Raw genomic sequence first — 16,100 nt, 5'->3', positions numbered from 1 at the left:
GGCAGGCCGTCGTGACCGAGCCGCCGCAGGCGGCGAGCCCCTTTCGCGTCCCGGCCTGCGGGGCGCGGGCGGCAGGCCACGAGGCTAGAGCAGCTTCTCCTGCTCCCCCTTCGCACCCTCGCCGAAGTACTCGTAGGCGCGCGCCGTGGCCTCGCGGCCGCGCGATGTCCGCTTGAGGAGGCCCTCCTGAATGAGGAACGGCTCGTAGATCTCCTCGAGCGTCTCGGCCTCCTCACCGACGGCGACGGCGAGGCTCTTCACACCGACGGGCCCGCCGTCGAACCGGTGGATCACGGCCTCCATGATGCGCCGGTCCATCTCATCCAGCCCGCGCTCGTCGACCTCCAGACGAAGGAGCGACTCGTGCGCGACCTCGGCCGTGATGCGGCCGTCGCTCATGACCTCGGCGAAGTCGCGGACGCGCCTCAGGAGCCGGTTCGCGATCCTCGGGGTCCCGCGCGAGCGGCGCGCGAGCTCGAGCGCGCCCTCGTCGTCGATCGGGACCTCCAGGATGCGCGCCGAGCGCTCCACGATGCGGGAGAGCTCCTCGGGGTTGTAGTAATTGAGGCGCTGGGCCACGCCGAAGCGCGACCTCAGAGGCGAGGTCAGAAGCCCCGCCCGCGTCGTCGCGCCGACCAGCGTGAAGTGCTCGAGGTTCAACCGGACGCTTCTGGCCGACGGACCCTTGTCGAGCACGATGTCGACCGAGAACTGCTCCATGGCCGGATAGAGGTACTCCTCGACGACGTGCTGGAGCCGGTGGATCTCGTCGATGAAGAGGACGTCGCCGCGCTTCAGGTTCGTGAGAATGCCGGTGAGGTCGTAAGGACGCTCGATGACCGGTCCCGAGGTCGAGATGAGCTCGGTGCCCATCTCCGTGGCGATGATGTGCGCGAGCGTGGTCTTCCCCAGGCCGGGAGGTCCGTAGAACAGACAGTGGTCCAGCGGCTCCTCCCGCTTCAGGGCCGCCTCGATGAAGACCGAGAGGTTCGCCTTCAGCGTGTCCTGCCCGACGAACTCGCTGAAGTTCGTCGGACGCAGCCTGCGGTCGTAGGTCGCGTCGTCCGTCGCGACACCCGGCGCTGTCAGCCTGTCGGCGGGGGTCATCGTCACGCTCCCTGCGATGTCCTTATTCAGCCACCCGCGGGCGGCCGGCGGTCTCGAACGGTCACGCTATCGTCCGCCGCCCCGCCGGAGGGCCCTCTTGATGATCTCCTCGACTTCCAGGTCGGCCCCGCACTCCCTCTGCACGGCCAGGACGGCGTCGCGCGCCTTCTCGCGCTTGACGCCGAGCGACATGAGCGCGAGCACGGCGTCGCCCGTCTCCTCGACGGGTCCGGTCTCTCCGATGGACGCGACATCGAGCCCCGACAGCTTGTCCTTGAGCTCGACGATCATCCTCTGTGCCGTCTTCTTCCCGATCCCTGAGACGCTCGTCAAAAGCCCCAGGTCCTCCTCCACGACCGCCCGCTGGAACACGTCAGGCGAGAGCCCGGACAGCACGGCGAGCCCGAGCTTGGGGCCGATACCCGAGACCGAGATGAGAGCCCGGAACATGGTCAGCTCGGACTCGGTGGCGAAACCGAAGAGCTCGAGAGCGTCCTCCTTGACGTGCAGGTGCGTATAGAGGTGGACCTCCGACCCCGCGGTTCCCAGCTCCTTGTAGGTCGACAGCGGTACGAGCAGACTGAACCCGACCCCGCCCACGCCGACGACGACGCCGGCCGGCGTTCTCCTGAGCAGCTTGCCTTCGAGCTCGGCGATCACTTTCTGCAGGCTCCCTCTCTCTTGTGTACGTGGCAGACGGCCACCGCGATCGCGTCCGACTCGTCCTCGCGCATCCCGTCGATCTCGATCGACAGGAGCCGGGACACCATCGAGGCGACCTGGGCCTTCGACGCGTTGCCGTGCCCCACGACCGACAGCTTCACCTCTCTGGGAGCGTACTCGAAGACCGGGACCCCCGCCTGGGCCGCCGCCAGAATGGCGACGCCGCGGGCGTGTCCGAGCATCAGCGCGGACCGGACGTTCTTCGCGTGGAACACGCTCTCCACGGCGATCTCGTCCGGCCTGTGCTTCGCTATCTGTTGTGAGATCTCGGCGTGAATGGCGACGAGCCGTTCGCCGAGCGGCTTTCTCGAAGAGGTGGCCACGAAGCCATGGGTCACGGGACGGGTTCCGCCGTCGCCGATCTCGACGACGCCGAAGCCGGTCACGATGCTCCCGGGGTCGATACCCATCACGATGACGCGGTCGGCCACGCGACTACACCTCGTCCCCGAGAGCCTCCATCACCCCTTCAGGAATGTCGAAGTTCGCGGAGACGTTCTGGACGTCGTCGTGATCGTCCAGGACGTCCATAAGCTTCAGGACCTTGCGGGCAAGGTCCTCCGACTCGAGCTTGACGGTCGAGCCGGGCACTCTCGTGATCTGTCCGCTCCGGACGGGAATGCCCGCCCCGTCGAGCGCCTCGCGGACCTGCATGAAGTCCTTCGGGTCCGTCGTGACCTCGAAGACGTCACCCTCCGTCGAGAAGTCCTCGGCCCCGGCCTCGATGACGGTCTCGAGAACCTTGTCCTCGTCGTTCCCCTCGACGGGAACGTGGATGACGCCCTTCTGCGTGAAGTTCCACGCGACGCTGCCGCTCTCGCCGAGGTTCCCGCCGTGCTTGGTCAGGAGATGCCTGATCTCGCCGACGGTCCGGTTCTTGTTGTCGGTCAGCGTGTCGATCATGAGCGCGACGCCCTCGGGTCCGTACGCCTCGTACATGACCTCCTCGTACTGGACGCCCTCGATCTGACCGGTGCCCTTCATGATCGCGCGCTCGATCTTGTCGTTCGGCATGTTGGCGTCGCGCGCCGCCTGGATCTCGGTCCGGAGCCTCGGGTTCTTCTCCGGGTCGCCGCCGCCCTGCCGCGCAGCCACCTCGACGAGCTTCGCGTGGCGGTTGAAGATCTTCCCGCGCTTCGCGTCGGCGGCCGCCTTCTTGTGCTTAATGCTGTGCCACTTCGAGTGTCCTGACATGGGCACCCCCTCGCCAGAAGGCCTCACGAACGGATGTCGTCACCGGAGGACTACTCCTCCTCGGCCTCCTGCTCAGCCTCGGCCACGAGCTTCGCCTGCACGTCGCCGGGGACCTCCTCGTAATGGGAGAACTCCTGCTCGTAGAAGCCCCTCCCCTGTGTGATCGAACGAAGGTGCGTCGAGTACTTGTAGAGCTCGGCGAGCGGGACGAATGCGCGCACGACCTGCGACCGTCCCTCCTGCGCCGTTTCCTTGATGCGGCCCCTGCGCGACGAGACGTCGCTCATGACATCGCCGAGGTACTCGTCGGGGACGCGGACCGTGATGAGGTAGACCGGCTCGAGCATCACGGGCTTCGCGTCGTTGGCGGCCAGCCGGAAGCCGATCGAACCGGCCATTTTGAAGGCCATCTCGGACGAATCGACCGGGTGGACCTTGCCGTCGTACACGGCGACCTTGACGTCCACGACAGGGTAGCCGGCCAGGATGCCGCGGTCCATCCTCTCCCGCACGCCCTTCTCGACGGCCGGGATGAACTTGGACGGGATGGCCCCGCCGACGATCTCGTCGAGGAACTCGAGCCCCTCGCCTCGCTCGTTCGGCTCGACCCTGAGCCATGCGACGCCGAACTGCCCGCGTCCACCGGACTGCTTCTTGTACTTGCCCTCGGCCTGCGCGGTTCCCTTCACCGTCTCGCGGTACGGGATCTTCGGCTTGTGCAGCTCGACGTCGACGCCGAACTTCTGCTTGAGCTTGTCGACCATCACGTCGAGGTGAAGGTCGCCGAGACCCGAGATGATGGTCTGTTTGATGACCGGATCGTACTGCACCGTGAACGTCGGGTCCTCCTCGTGAAGCGACTGAAGCCCCCTGGAGACCTTCTCCTCGTCGCCCTTCGACTTGCCCGAGACCGCAACGGCGAGCACCGGCTTCGGGAACTCGATGGGCGGCAGCACGACCGGGTTCGACTTGGCACAGAGCGTGTCGCCGGTCGAGGTCTGCTTGAGCTTGACGACGGCGCCTATGTCGCCGGCGGAGACCGACTCCATCTCCTCACGCTCTCGTCCGTTCATGGCGTAGACGGTTCCCATACGCTCACCGGCGTCCTGCGAGGCGTTTGTCACATCGTCGCCCGAGGAGACCGAGCCGGAGTAGACGCGGAAGCAGGAGAGCTCGCCCACGTGCTGCTCGGCTACCGTCTTGAAGACGAGACCGGTGAACGGTCCGTCCGCGGACGGCTGGACCTCGACCTCGTCCTCCTCGGAGCCGGGCCTCAAGCCCTTCGTCGCGCCCACGTCGGTCGGCGACGGCAGCACGCCCTCGATGAGGCTCATCAGCTGCTCGATGCCGGCCATGCCCGGACCTACCACCGGAACAACGGGAACGATCGATGTCGCCAGAACGCCCTGCTTGAGTCCGTTCAGGATCTCCTCCGGCGTGAGTTCCTCGTCCGCGAAGAACTTCTCCATCAGTTCCTCGTTCGCCTCTGCGGCCGCCTCGATGAGCTGCCCCCTGAGCTCCTCGACCTGGTCGGCCATGTCGTCCGGCACGTCGCCCTTCGTGACCTTGCCGGAGCCGTCGGCCACCCAGGCCGTGCCGGAGATGAGGTCGACGACGCCCTTGAAGGAATCGGCGGCGCCGATCGGCAGGGCCATCGGCACGAACCGGCCTCCGAGCGCCTCGGAGCAGTCGTCGATGGCCTTCTGGAAGTCGGCGTGCTCCTTGTCCATCTTGCTCACGCACATGATGCGAGGCTTCGAGTCGCTCTCGAGGAACTGCCAGACGAGCTCGGTCCCGACCTCGACGCCGGAAGGCGCCGCGACGAGCAGCACGGCCGCATCGGCGACGCGGAGGCCCGCCCGAACGTCGCCGTAGAAATCGGCGTACCCGGGACAGTCGAGCACGTTGACCTTGACCCCGTTCCGTGTGTAGTGACCGAGCCCCAGGCTCAGCGTGATCTGCCGCTTCTTCTCCTCCTCGGAGTAGTCGAGGGTCGACGAACCGTCATCCACCTTCCCGAGCCTGGAAACGGCTCCTCCGGCATACAACAGGGCGTCGGCTACAGACGTCTTCCCCGCACCGCCGTGCGATACCAGGGCGACGTTTCTGATCTTCTCGGGAGCAGGTGACTTCATATGCCTTCCTTCCAGCGTCTTCGGACCTTCTCAGGCTGTTCGTATGGTCTGATATCCCGTCGGGCACCGATCCGCGCGGCGCGGCCACGGTCGGCGGCCGCGCGTGTCGGTAACAAACGCTAGAACATACCAAGCATAGGGCCCTTCGTCAACAGGAAACGGGGACATTCCGCTTGCGTGACCCCCGATGCCGTGGTACGTTTGCAGTTTGACTATGGCCCCCACCTGTGGGGCCGGCTGACCGCTTCGAGAGCTCAAACAACATGGAGGCTTTACCGGGATGCTTGCGGCACTTCGTTCGAACACAAAGGCCTTTCTCTGGATCGTCATGGTGGCCTTCGTCGGCTTCATCTTCGCCGCCTGGGGCCGCGGGATCCAGCGGTCTCAGAAGGGTCCGGAACGCGGTCTGATCGGTCGGGTCGAGAGCGTCCCGATAGAGTACCGTCAGTTCAACGAGGCGTACCGGCAGAACCTCCAGACCTACGCTCAGCGAACGGGCTCTGAGGTCGACGAGCAGACCGCGGAGGTCATCCGGAACGAGACGTGGAACCAGCTCGTGAACGAGGTGCTCATCGAACAGGAAATCGAGCGGCTCGGCATCGACGTCCCGGACCAGCATGTCTTCGACACGCTGTGGAACCAGCCTCCCCAGTTCGCCTACGAATCCCCTGCCTTCCAGGACGAGCAGGGCAACTTCAGCTTCGACCTCTATCACCGCGAGATCCAGCTGAACCCGGAGCGCTGGGAAGGCATCGCGGAGATGTACAGGAACACGCTGAAGCAGCAGATCCTGACCCAGGAGATCCAGGCCGGCGCGTTCGTGACCGAGGCCGAGCTCTGGCAGGAGTGGGTCGCCCAGAACGCGACTGCGACCGTCACCTACGTCGTCTCGGACCCCCGCACGGTCGAGCGAGAGGACATCGTCCCCACCGAGGACGAGGCCAGGGCGTACTTCGAGGCCAACCGTCGCGACTACGAAATCCCCGAGCGCGTCGTGCTCGACTACGTCGAGTTCTCGCGCGAGCCGACCGAGGAGGACGAGGCCGACGTCCGGAACCGTCTGACAGACCTGGCCGAATCGGTCCGTCAGGGCGAGGAGTTCGCCGAGCTCGCGAGCATCTACTCCGACGGTCCGAGCCGCGCCGAGGGCGGCGACCTCGGGTGGTTCGGCAGAGGTCAGATGGTGCCGGAGTTCGACGAGGTCGTCTTCGGCATGGAGGAAGGCGAGGTCAGCGACCCGTTCGAGACCCAGTTCGGCTACCACATCGTCTACCTCGAGGACACGAAGACCGAGAACGGCGAGGAGATGGTCAAGGCCCGGCACATCCTCCTGGAGGTCGCGCCGAGCGAAGAGACACTTGTGGCGGTCGAGCAGGCGGTCTCCGAGTTCTCCGAGCTGGCGGCCGACGACGGGCTCATCGAGGCAGCGACCGAGATGGACTACGAGGTCCGGACGACCGATCCGTTCGCCGACGGCCGCTTCATCCCCGGCATCGGAACCCTCAGACCGGCCGTCAAGATGGCGTTCGACTCGGACGAGGATACGGTCCTCGGTCCGTACGTGACACCCGACGCCTACTACGTCTTCGAGGTCCGGGAGAAGCTCTCCAGCCGCGTCCCGTCGTACGACGAGCTGGCCGAGGACGTCGCCGAGCGCGGCGCTCAGCATCCCGCGGTCCGCGACCTGACGAGAGAGCGCATGGCCGAGCGGGCACGAGCCATCGCGGAGGACGTGGCGACGGCGGTCAGGTCCGGCAACACACTCGAGGAGGCTGCGGCGCTCCACGGCCTGGACACCCGAAAGGCGGGGCCGTTCACGCGCCGCGACGCGGTGCCCGGCGTCGGACAGCGGAACGCCTTCGTCGGCACGTCCTTCGGCCTCCGCACCGGGGAGACGAGCGGCGTCATCGAGGTCCAGGACCCCACACGCTACTACGTGCTTCGCCTTGAGAGCAGGACGGCCGCCGACCAGCAGACTTTCGAGGAGCAGAAGGACCAGCTCCGCCAGCAGCTCATGCAGATGGAGCGCATGGACCTGTTCGCGTCCTGGCTCGAGGGACTCCGCGACGACGCCGACATCGAGGACTTCCGCGACCTCTACTTCTAGCCGGCGTCATACAGCGACGACACACAAGGGCCGCGGGAGCATCATCCCGCGGCCCTTCTCTTTCGCGGTCGCGTGCCCGACCATGATGTCCGAACGGAATCAGCCTCTCTCGAGGAAACGGTCGCAGTCCTTCCCTACGACGACCACGAGGTCGACGAGCGGCGTCCGCGGAACCTGTTGGATGACCTGCACGACATCGAGGTTCCGGGCGAGCCCGACCGCCGAGTCGAAGTCGCCCGTCCTGTCGACGACGAACGTCTCATCGTAGTCGAAGCTCTCCGCGTTCCGGTAATCGACCACGTCGTAGCCCATGCCGCGAAGGAGGCGCGCCGTCCTCTCCCCGACGCCCGACAGGCCGCACCCGTTCAACACAAGCACGGTCTGCGGCCCCGCTTTGGTCGGCTCCGGCTCGAAGAGTCCGGCCAGGGTGAGTCCGACGAAGACGACCGCCGCCATAAGCACGAGGATGCCGGTCGTGTAGAGCTTCGACGCCGGGCTGCGCTTCTTTCTCCGCTTCCTTGCCATCGAGGCTACCGTTCGAGTTCTGCGAGGAGCTTCGCGTAGGTCTGCTTCAGGAGCTCCGGGATGACGCGCGTCTCTCCGAGCACGGGCATGAAGTTCGTGTCCCCGGACCACCGGGGAACGATGTGAACGTGGAGGTGTCCGACGACACCGGCCCCCGCGCACGCCCCGAGGTTGACCCCGACGTTCATCCCCTGCGGAGAGAAGGCCTGTTCGAGCAGCGACTCCGCCAGAGCGACCTCGTCCATCAGGTCGATCCGCTCATCACGCGTCAGTTCGGAGAACGACCCGACGTGACGGAACGGAGCGACCATAACGTGTCCGTTGTTGTAGGGATAGGCGTTCATGATGACGAACGAGTGCTCCGAACGGTGGAGGATGAGCCGGGCCTCGTCGTCGTTCTCGCCAGGCTTGTCGCAGAAGATGCAGCCGTCGGTCTTCTCGGACATGAGGTACTCCATCCTCCAGGGGGCCCAGATCCTGTCCATGCCGCGTCGCCTCTCCCTCCGGTCGCGTCGTGTCGTCCCGGCCGCTGCCTGCGGTCAGCCGATCTCGGCGGCCTCACCGAGAATGACGTTGTCGATGAGCCGCGTGTCCCCGACGTAGACCGCCGCGGTTACCATGACGCCGTCGTTGAGCGTCCGAACGGGCACCAGCGTCTTCGCATCGACGGCCTCCACGTACTGCAGGCGGACGGCTGGCTCCTTCTCTATGGTCCTCCTGACCTCGGAGACGACCGCCTCGGCGCTCCGCTCCCCGCCCTCGTAGCGGTCACGGGCGGCCGCCAGAGCGGCCGAGAGCACCCGGGCGCGGGCGCGTTCCTCGTCCGACAGGTAGCGGTTTCTCGAGCTCAGTGCGACGCCGTCGTCCTCCCGGACGATCGCCCCCCGCACGATCTCAACGCCGAGGTTCAGGTCTGCCGCCATGCGCTCGATCACGGCGACCTGCTGACCGTCCTTCTGGCCGAAGACCGCCAGATCCGGACGCACGATGCCGAAGAGCTTCGCGACGACGGTCGTGACGCCGTCGAAGTGACCCGGTCGATAGGAGCCGCAGAGCCGGTCGGTCAGGTCCTTCACGTGAACGACCGTCGAGAACCCCTCCGGGTACATCTCCTCGGCCGAGGGTGCGAACAGGATGTCCGCGCCGGCCGCCTTCGCCAGCTCGGCGTCGCGTTCGAGGTCCCGGGGGTAGCGTTCGAAGTCCTCGCCCGGACCGAACTGCGTCGGGTTGACGAAGACGCTCACCACGGTCGCGTCGGACCTCGACGCCGCCAGCCGCACGAGCGAGAGGTGCCCCTCGTGGAGCGCTCCCATCGTCGGCACGAGCGAGAGCCGTCCCTTCCGGGAAAGCTCGCGTGCGCGCCGTTCCATCGTGGCGACTTCCGACACGAGCTCCATATCAGTCGTACGTCTCCTCGTCCGACGGGTAGCTCCCCGACCGCACGTCCTCGACGAACGAACGCGCCGCCTCTCTGACGACCTGTTCGGCGTCCCCGTACGCACGGGCGAACCGGGGCTTCGGACCGCCCGCCGTGTAGCCGATGATGTCGTTGACGACGAGCACTTGCCCGTCACAGTCGGGTCCGGCGCCGATACCGACGGTGGGGATGCTCACGGCTTCGGTGATCGCCCTGCCGACCGGGCTCGGCACGGCCTCGAGGACGATCGAGAAGCACCCGGCCTCGTCGAGAGCCGCGGCGTCTGAGAGAAGCCGCTCCCGCGCCTCGTCCGACGTCCCCTGGATGCGGTAGCCGCCGAACTCGTTGATCGACTGAGGCGTCAGTCCGACGTGCCCCATGACCGGGATGCCGGCCTCGATGATGGCCCGCACCTTCTCCACGACCTTCCGTCCGCCCTCGAGCTTGACGGCTCCGGCGCCGCCCTCCTTGACCAGACGGCCGGCACTCCGGACGGCGTCCGCGACCGAGGCCTGATACGACATGAACGGCAGGTCGCCGATGACGAGGGCCGCGGGTCTGGCGCGCGAGACGGCCGCCGTGAGCATGACCATCTCGTCGAGCGTGACCGGCAGGGTCGTGTCGTAGCCCAGGACGACCATCGCCGCAGAGTCGCCGACGAGGATGGCATCGACGCCGGCATCGTCAACGAGCCGGGCGGTGACGGCGTCGTACGCCGTGAGCACCGCGACCTTCCGCCCCGAGCCCTTCATCGCAGCAATGCCGGGGGCCGTGCGCTTCTTCCGCTCCATGGGTGTCCTCAGGATCTCGTGCCGATGGGAACGTAGTACGCGGTGCCGGTGTCGTGCTCCTCGATCTCCTTCGCCAGCTCCTCGAAGTCGGCGGAGCTCTTCACGAAGTCGATGTCGTTCGTGTTGACGACGATCAGCGGCGTGCTCGTGTAGTGGAAGAAGAAGTAGTTGTAGGCCTCGTTCAGCGTCTCGATGTACTCGCGCGAGATGTCGCGCTCGAAGTCCCTCCCGCGCTTCCGGATCCGCTCCATCAGGACGTCGTCCGACGCCTGAAGGTAGACCACGATGTCCGGCTTGGGGACGTCCCGCTCCAGGAGGTCGGCGAGACGCTTGTAGAGAGCCAGCTCGTTGTCGTCGAGCGTGATGTTCGCGAAGATGCGGTCCTTCGCGAACAGGTAGTCGGCGACCACGCGCTCCATGAACATGTCGGACTGCTTCATCTCGAGCTGCTGGCGGTGCCGCGAGAGCAGGAAGAAGAGCTGCGTCTGGAACGCGTAGCCCCGCATGTCCGCATAGAACTGAGCGAGGAACGGGTTCTCCTCGACGACCTCGAGTTTGAGATGCGCCTTCCACTTCTCGGCGAGAAGCCGGGCGAGGGTGGTCTTCCCCACCCCGATGACGCCCTCGATGGCCACGTAGTTCTTCGCGGGCACGCTCTCTCCTGGTCTAGGCCGGTTCACCGACGCGCGGCGGCGTGCCGATGCGCCGGATCTCCGAGGCGATGTCGCCCAGGTGGTCGAGATGGTCCCTGACGCTGAGCTCGGTCCCCGGCACGATCATGTGCCCCGCGAGCTCGGCCAGGGGTACGAGTGCGAAAGCGCGCTCGAGGAGCCCCGGGTGCGGCAGCACGAGTTCCTCGGTGTCGAGCTCGACATCCTCGTAGACGAGAAGGTCAAGGTCCATGGTCCGGGGACCCTTCGGCTCCCTCCGAACGCGGCCGCAGCGGTCCTCGATGGCGAGGAGCGCACGCATGAGCGCCCGCGGTTCGAGCGCCGTCTCGATCTCCGCCACGGCGTTCAGATAGCGGGGCTGCTCTCCCACGCCCACGGGCTCGGTGTCGTAGAGCGACGACACGGCGATGAGCTCGGTCTCCTCGAGCTCGGAGACGTAGGCCAGCGCGCGTCGGAACGCCCCGAGCCGGTCGCCGAGATTGGAGCCCACGCCGATCCAGGCCCTTGCCAGAAGATCACCCCCTCGAGCGGTCGCGTCCGCCCGTCGCGCCGTGACGTGCGACCCGCGGTCGGGCTAGCTGGTGTGCGTCACCTCGACCTCGACGTGGTCGATGGTCCCGGCTATCGGCACACTGGGCTTCCTGACGCGCACGGTCACCTTCAGGGCCCCGAACTGCTCCAGAACGTCGCGCGCGATCTTGTCGGCCATGGTCTCGAGCAGATGGTACTTCTGACCGACGACCTCGCTCTCGACCAGCCGGTAGACCTTCTCGTAGTTGACGGTCTTCTTCATCGAGTCCTCGGCCACCGCGCCCGACAGATCGGCCGAGATCTCGACGTCGACCTCGAAGCGCTGGCCGAGCTCACGCTCGGACGGCGTCGCCCCGTGGTAGCCGTAGAGACGGATGTTCTCAAGCGATACGCGGTACTCAGCCATGTCCATCCTCCGCTCTCCGTTGATACAGGCAGCCCCACAGCGCCTACAAACTACAGGATTCGCCGGATCCTCGCAACGGCCTCAGCGATACGCTCCTCCGTGGCGGTCAGCGCCATGCGGACGTATCCCTCACCCGACGGACCGAAGCCCGAGCCGGGCGTCGTGACGACGTGGGCCTCGTTCAGAAGCCTCCTGGAGAACGTCGCCGAGTCCTCGTCCGTCGGGACGTGCGCCCAGACGTAGAAGCTGGCGTGCGGTCTGTGCACCTGCCAGCCGGCCTCCCAGAGGCCGTCGACGAGCGCGTCCCGCCTGCGCCTGTAGAGCTCGATCTGCTCGTCGATGCGCTCCTGCGGGAGCGACAGCGCCGCCATGGCCGCTCTCTGAATGGCCGTGAAGGCGCCGGAATCAACGTTGTTCTTGACGGTCGCGAGCGCGTCCAGGACGTCCGGGTTCCCCAGGGCGAAGCCGATGCGCCAGCCCGTCATGTTGAAGGTCTTCGAGAAGGAGTGAAACTCGACGCCGACCTCGCGCCCCCCGTCGGCCTGGAGCAGCGAGATGCGCGGCCCGTCGAACACGAGCTCCGAGTAGGCGCCGTCGTTGACGGCGACGAACCCGTGCTCCTCGGCCCGGTTGACGAGAAGCTGGAAGAACTCCGGATCGGCCGCGGCACCGGTCGGGTTGTTCGGGAAGTTGACGGTGAGGAGCTTCGCCTCGTCGAGCACCGGTCTGGGCTGACAGTCGAGGTCCGGTCTGAAGCCGAGCTCCGGGTCGAGGGGCATGTGGACGACGTCGGCCCCCGCCAGGAAGGCCGCCGACTGATAGACCGGATACGCGGGATCGGGTACCAGACACGTGTCGCCCGGATCGAGCAGGGCGAGCGGCAGGTGACCCAGCCCCTCCTTCGTTCCGATGAGCGCGAGGACCTCGCGCTCTGGGTCGAGCGCGACGCCGTAGCGCTCCTCGAACCACGCGGCGACCGCCCGGCGCAGCTCGAGCTCCCCCCGCTGCGAGGGATAGACGTGGGTAGACGGGTCGGCGCACGCCTCGCGAAGGGCGTCGACGATCTCCGGGAAGGTCGGGCAGTCCGGGTCACCGATGCCGAGATCGACCAGGTCGACGCCGCCCTGCTTGAGCTCGCGCTTCGCCCGGTCCAGCTCGACGAAGAGATACGGAGGAAGCCTGTCGAGGCGCCTGGCGCGCCGGAAGCTCTTCATGACAACACCGTCCCCGACCTCAGACGGCCGCGCCGCGAGGGCGCGGCAGGACGACACAACCCCGCGCAGTCCCCGGAAAGCCCCGCGGACCGCGCCAGCACGAAGGCTAGCCCCGCTCCCGAAGGAGTGTCAAGGAGAAAGGCCCCCCACCGGTTCCCGAAGGTCCCAGGACAGCTCGGCGCACCGTGCGGTGCCCGGAGACCATGCTCGGGCTCTCTCGACCGCCGCCCCGGGTGCTCAGAGACTACGCTCCCGTCTCCCTGAGGGCCGCCCGGAAGGCCTCAAGAACCACCTCGACCTCCTCAGGCGAGATTACGAGCGGAGGCATCCAGCGGAGCGTGCTCCCAGTGGAGAGCGACGAGTGAGCTCCGTGGGCCTTCATCCGGTCCTGAATGTCGGGCACGCGATCGGCCGAATCGAGATCGACGGCGACCATCAGCCCGAGCGTCCTGAAGCCCTTGACGGCGGGCGAGTCGATCTGCGACAGCCCGTCGGCGAACTGCTTCGAGCGCTCGACCGTGCGCCTCGTCAGGTCGAGACGCTTCATCTGTCGCGTCGCGATGAGCGCGGACGTCATCGCCATCGGGTTCCCGCCGAAGGTCGAACCGTCGTAGCCTCCGACCATCTTGTCCGAGATCTTCCCGTGCGTGACTACGGCCGTCACGGGGTACCCTCCCCCGAACGACTTCCCGATCGCCATGATGTCGGGTGTGACACCGTACCTGTGGCTCGCGAACCACTGCCCCGGCTTCTCGGCCACCCGGCCGAAGCCGGTCTGGACCTCGTCGGCGATCATGACGGCGCCGTGGTCGTCGCAGAGCTTCCGGAGACCCTCGGCGAACTCGGGCGTCGCCGGGCGCATGCCGCCTTCCTCACCCTGGATGAGCTCGAGGATGACGGTCTTCGCCTTCCCCTCCTTCAGGAGCTTCTCGACACTGTCGAGGTTGTTGAACTCGGCGAAGTGGACCCAGTCCTCGTTCTCCAGACCGAACGGCTTCCGGTAGGCCTCGTTGTAGGTGACGGCGACCGCCCCGTGCGTGCGGCCGTGGAAGCCGCCTTCGAAGGCGATGACGCCCCTGTGAGCGGTGAAGGCCTTGGCGACCTTCAAGGTCTTGTCGACGGCCTCGCCGCCCGAGTTCTGCCAGTAGAAGCGGTCGAGCCCCTCGGGCAGCATGCCGTGGATCTCCTTCAGAAAGCGCGCCCGAGCAACCTGGATGCGGTCCTCCTTCTGAGAGACCAGCAGACTCGCCTGGTTCATCAGGCCGACCGCGAGCTCGGGGTTCGAGTTCCCCAGGTTCGTCGCGCTGTAGTTGCTGTCGAGGTCGATGTACGAGCGCCCCCACGAGTCCCAGATCGTCGCGCCGTCCCCTCTGACGGGCAGGAGGTCGTCCTCCAGATGCGACACCGGGATCTTGTACTGCTTGTGGAGGTCGATGACCTCACCCGTCGACAGCTCGGACTCGAAGAGGAGCTGGGCCGCGAGGGCCGACTGGTCAGCGTCGAGACGCTCGCCGAGCAGCGCCGCCAGACGAACGGCGTCCGGCACGCTCAGCGGATCGCGCGGGCCGCTTGTCCCGTCCACGACGCCTCCGGCCTCTCCCGCCAGATGCTCCCTGCTCGTCTTGTCGTCGATGACGATCCCGATGACCTCGAGAACCCGCTCGAGCGTGGGGGCGCTCCGCTCCGGGAACTGCTCCGGTTCGAGCGCCAGCACGTCGATGAGCGAGTACTCGAAATCCATACGTTCGGAGCGCTCCGGGCGCTCCGTCGACTGCGTGTTCATGGAACCTCCCTCTCGAGGATGATATGCGTGAGTTGTCGGCGGCGGGACGCGTGGAGTGAAGAGACGCCCGCGCGGCGGGCGCCCGTCCCGCACGCCGCAGGCTAGTCGCGTTCGACCTCTTCGACCTCGCGGTACCACGTGACGCGGTCGCCGATCTTCGACCGGAGCTTCCACGCCATGCTCTTCGGCTGGTCGTCGATGAGACGCGAGAGCACCGCGAGCCGCTTCTTGACCGGCGCGGCCTCGTCGATGCCCAGGTACTCATCGGCGAACCGCTCGACCTTCTCGATGTTCATGGTGGCGGTCCGCCAGAAACCCCAGTCGCCGCCCATCAGCCGCGCGATGTACGCGCCGTCGACGGCGGCATTGTCGCCCTCGGTCTCTGAGACCGCGTGCTGGCGGAGCAGCATCATGACGTCGATGAGGTCCTTCCGGTTGATCTCTACGATCTGGAGCTTCTCGAGCAGCAGATCGGCCAGAGTGATGGTGGGGGAATCGAGCTCCAGCCGGCCGCGGAAGTCAATCTCGTGACAGAACCTGAGCTTGTCGATGAAGATGTCGGTGTGCACGGGCTCGGTCGGATGGTAGAAGATGCGCCGCTTGTCCCCGAAGAGCCGTAGGACGTTCTGGTTCTCCTCCCATCCGAGGTCGAAGAACGTGTCCTGGACACGGTCGATCTCCTTCATGTAGGCCATGAAGTCGATGTCGGTGAGAACGCGCTCGTTCTCGTACTCCATCCACTTGTAATCCGGGCACTTGATCCGGAACGCCAGCGCCCCGAGCACGCGGATGGTGGCGCCGTGCTCGTCGGCCTTCGCCACGAGCTCATCCAGGATCTGGCTAAGACGCCGCTCCTGCTCCTCGAGGACGTCAGGCGTCAGCTCGGCGCCTTCGGGGATGAACGGTATCGGATGTGAGGTTTCCGGCGTCATCTACCCCTCGACCTTCCAGTGGCTGCCGACGCGGCCGTCCTCGATCTCGATGAGGTAGCCGCGGAGAATGCCCTCGCCGTACTCGGACCCCGGGTTGACCACGGGGGTCTCTCCCAGCTTGTCGTGTCCGTACGACTCGTGGATGTGCCCGTGGAGCCCGATCATCGGCTGGTACTTCTCGATCGCGCTTCTGACGGCCTTGCTGCCGACGTGCACGAAGTTGACCTGCCCGGCGACGGTCACCGGCTTCTTGTTCGCGTCGAGCTCCGGCGCGAGGTCCAGCATCGTCCCGTGCGGCGGCGCGTGCAGGTTGAAGATGGCCTTCGACGGGTCGTCGAGCTGTCTGACCAGCTTCTCGATGCGCTTCGCCATCCCCTTCTCGCCGTCCTCGCGGGGCGTCTCCCAGGGCGTCGGGTTGACGTAGTCGAGGCTGATGGTCGGGGCGCCCAGGACATCGACCACGCCGTCAAGAGGCCACCTGATCCCTCGGTCGCCGAACGACTTGATGACGTCATCGATCTCCCAGTCATCGTCGTTCCCGGGCATCACGATGACGTCGACCTT

At 66.6% G+C, this 16,100-nt stretch carries 16 protein-coding genes; 1 reads left to right on the top strand and 15 read right to left on the bottom strand.

All coding sequences use genetic code 11. The features are described from left to right. Window positions 1-84: 84 nt before the first annotated feature. The 5 genes from ruvB to fusA all read right to left on the bottom strand — a co-directional run bounded on the left by ruvB (window position 85) and on the right by fusA (window position 5,159). Window positions 85-1,107 (bottom strand): Holliday junction branch migration DNA helicase RuvB, encoded by a 1,023-nt coding sequence (gene ruvB / locus GF405_04100; protein ID MBD3367348.1) that lies wholly within the window; start codon window positions 1,105-1,107, stop codon window positions 85-87. A 66-nt stretch (window positions 1,108-1,173) separates the two neighbouring features. Continuing rightward, the gene (ruvA, locus tag GF405_04095; protein MBD3367347.1) at window positions 1,174-1,803 is read right to left on the bottom strand and encodes a Holliday junction branch migration protein RuvA; all 630 of its coding nucleotides are present in this window, start codon (window positions 1,801-1,803) and stop codon (window positions 1,174-1,176) included. Continuing rightward, window positions 1,764-2,240 carry a crossover junction endodeoxyribonuclease RuvC gene (gene ruvC, locus GF405_04090; protein MBD3367346.1) on the bottom strand — a complete coding sequence of 159 codons (477 nt, stop codon included), beginning with the start codon at window positions 2,238-2,240 and terminating at the stop codon, window positions 1,764-1,766. The genes ruvA and ruvC overlap by 40 nt, the downstream gene beginning before the upstream one ends. Window positions 2,241-2,265: 25 nt before the next feature. Next, complete coding sequence (locus GF405_04085; protein ID MBD3367345.1) at window positions 2,266-3,024, bottom strand: YebC/PmpR family DNA-binding transcriptional regulator; 759 nt, start codon at window positions 3,022-3,024, stop codon at window positions 2,266-2,268. Window positions 3,025-3,074: 50 nt separating this feature from the next. Next, on the bottom strand, window positions 3,075-5,159 hold the full coding sequence (gene fusA / locus GF405_04080) for an elongation factor G (GenBank protein ID MBD3367344.1): 2,085 nt from the start codon (window positions 5,157-5,159) through the stop codon (window positions 3,075-3,077). A 280-nt stretch (window positions 5,160-5,439) separates the two neighbouring features. On the opposite strand from fusA, the gene GF405_04075 reads away from it, so the two are divergent. Further along, entirely contained in the window at window positions 5,440-7,266 is a 1,827-nt protein-coding gene (locus GF405_04075; protein ID MBD3367343.1) for a hypothetical protein, read from the top strand. A gap of 99 nt (window positions 7,267-7,365) precedes the next feature. On the opposite strand, the gene GF405_04070 is transcribed toward GF405_04075, so the two are convergent. The 10 genes from GF405_04070 to GF405_04025 all read right to left on the bottom strand — a co-directional run bounded on the left by GF405_04070 (window position 7,366) and on the right by GF405_04025 (window position 15,536). Continuing rightward, window positions 7,366-7,791, bottom strand: a complete 426-nt coding sequence (locus GF405_04070) for a hypothetical protein (protein MBD3367342.1) — start codon at window positions 7,789-7,791, stop codon at window positions 7,366-7,368. A gap of 5 nt (window positions 7,792-7,796) precedes the next feature. Further along, window positions 7,797-8,276, bottom strand: coding sequence for an HIT domain-containing protein (locus GF405_04065; GenBank protein MBD3367341.1), 480 nt, complete (start codon window positions 8,274-8,276; stop codon window positions 7,797-7,799). 54 nt (window positions 8,277-8,330) lie between these two features. Then, the gene (locus GF405_04060) at window positions 8,331-9,188 is read right to left on the bottom strand and encodes a pantoate--beta-alanine ligase (GenBank protein ID MBD3367340.1); all 858 of its coding nucleotides are present in this window, start codon (window positions 9,186-9,188) and stop codon (window positions 8,331-8,333) included. 1 nt (window position 9,189) lies between these two features. After that, on the bottom strand, window positions 9,190-9,999 hold the full coding sequence (panB, locus tag GF405_04055; protein ID MBD3367339.1) for a 3-methyl-2-oxobutanoate hydroxymethyltransferase: 810 nt from the start codon (window positions 9,997-9,999) through the stop codon (window positions 9,190-9,192). Window positions 10,000-10,007: 8 nt separating this feature from the next. Beyond that, window positions 10,008-10,652 carry an AAA family ATPase gene (locus GF405_04050; GenBank protein ID MBD3367338.1) on the bottom strand — a complete coding sequence of 215 codons (645 nt, stop codon included), beginning with the start codon at window positions 10,650-10,652 and terminating at the stop codon, window positions 10,008-10,010. 13 nt (window positions 10,653-10,665) lie between these two features. After that, window positions 10,666-11,181, bottom strand: coding sequence for a 2-amino-4-hydroxy-6-hydroxymethyldihydropteridine diphosphokinase (gene folK, locus GF405_04045; protein MBD3367337.1), 516 nt, complete (start codon window positions 11,179-11,181; stop codon window positions 10,666-10,668). A gap of 63 nt (window positions 11,182-11,244) precedes the next feature. Then, on the bottom strand, window positions 11,245-11,613 hold the full coding sequence (folB, locus tag GF405_04040) for a dihydroneopterin aldolase (GenBank protein ID MBD3367336.1): 369 nt from the start codon (window positions 11,611-11,613) through the stop codon (window positions 11,245-11,247). 44 nt (window positions 11,614-11,657) lie between these two features. Next, window positions 11,658-12,821 (bottom strand): aminotransferase class I/II-fold pyridoxal phosphate-dependent enzyme, encoded by a 1,164-nt coding sequence (locus GF405_04035; GenBank protein ID MBD3367335.1) that lies wholly within the window; start codon window positions 12,819-12,821, stop codon window positions 11,658-11,660. Window positions 12,822-13,065: 244 nt separating this feature from the next. Beyond that, window positions 13,066-14,604, bottom strand: coding sequence for an aminotransferase class III-fold pyridoxal phosphate-dependent enzyme (locus GF405_04030; GenBank protein MBD3367334.1), 1,539 nt, complete (start codon window positions 14,602-14,604; stop codon window positions 13,066-13,068). A 101-nt stretch (window positions 14,605-14,705) separates the two neighbouring features. Continuing rightward, window positions 14,706-15,536 (bottom strand): hypothetical protein, encoded by an 831-nt coding sequence (locus GF405_04025; protein MBD3367333.1) that lies wholly within the window; start codon window positions 15,534-15,536, stop codon window positions 14,706-14,708. Window positions 15,537-16,100: the final 564 nt, after the last annotated feature.

It is taken from the genome of Candidatus Effluviviaceae Genus V sp., from assembly GCA_014728125.1.
Taxonomy (GTDB): domain Bacteria; phylum Joyebacterota; class Joyebacteria; order Joyebacterales; family Joyebacteraceae; genus WJMD01.
Note: the sequence above shows the minus strand (reverse complement) of the source record. Positions and strands in the feature narration are given on the sequence as shown.

Excerpts from the sequence above, each read along its gene's own strand:
- ruvB (MBD3367348.1), bottom strand. The coding sequence starts at position 1,107 with ATGACCCCCGCCGACAGGCTGACAGCGCCGGGTGTCGCGACGGACGAC.
- ruvC (MBD3367346.1), bottom strand. The coding sequence starts at position 2,240 with ATGGGTATCGACCCCGGGAGCATCGTGACCGGCTTCGGCGTCGTCGAG.
- GF405_04085 (MBD3367345.1), bottom strand. The coding sequence starts at position 3,024 with ATGTCAGGACACTCGAAGTGGCACAGCATTAAGCACAAGAAGGCGGCC.
- fusA (MBD3367344.1), bottom strand. The coding sequence starts at position 5,159 with ATGAAGTCACCTGCTCCCGAGAAGATCAGAAACGTCGCCCTGGTATCG.
- GF405_04075 (MBD3367343.1), top strand. The coding sequence starts at position 5,440 with ATGCTTGCGGCACTTCGTTCGAACACAAAGGCCTTTCTCTGGATCGTC.
- GF405_04070 (MBD3367342.1), bottom strand. The coding sequence starts at position 7,791 with ATGGCAAGGAAGCGGAGAAAGAAGCGCAGCCCGGCGTCGAAGCTCTAC.
- GF405_04065 (MBD3367341.1), bottom strand. The coding sequence starts at position 8,276 with ATGGACAGGATCTGGGCCCCCTGGAGGATGGAGTACCTCATGTCCGAG.
- GF405_04060 (MBD3367340.1), bottom strand. The coding sequence starts at position 9,188 with ATGGAGCTCGTGTCGGAAGTCGCCACGATGGAACGGCGCGCACGCGAG.
- panB (MBD3367339.1), bottom strand. The coding sequence starts at position 9,999 with ATGGAGCGGAAGAAGCGCACGGCCCCCGGCATTGCTGCGATGAAGGGC.
- folB (MBD3367336.1), bottom strand. The coding sequence starts at position 11,613 with ATGGACATGGCTGAGTACCGCGTATCGCTTGAGAACATCCGTCTCTAC.
- GF405_04035 (MBD3367335.1), bottom strand. The coding sequence starts at position 12,821 with ATGAAGAGCTTCCGGCGCGCCAGGCGCCTCGACAGGCTTCCTCCGTAT.
- GF405_04030 (MBD3367334.1), bottom strand. The coding sequence starts at position 14,604 with ATGAACACGCAGTCGACGGAGCGCCCGGAGCGCTCCGAACGTATGGAT.
- GF405_04025 (MBD3367333.1), bottom strand. The coding sequence starts at position 15,536 with ATGACGCCGGAAACCTCACATCCGATACCGTTCATCCCCGAAGGCGCC.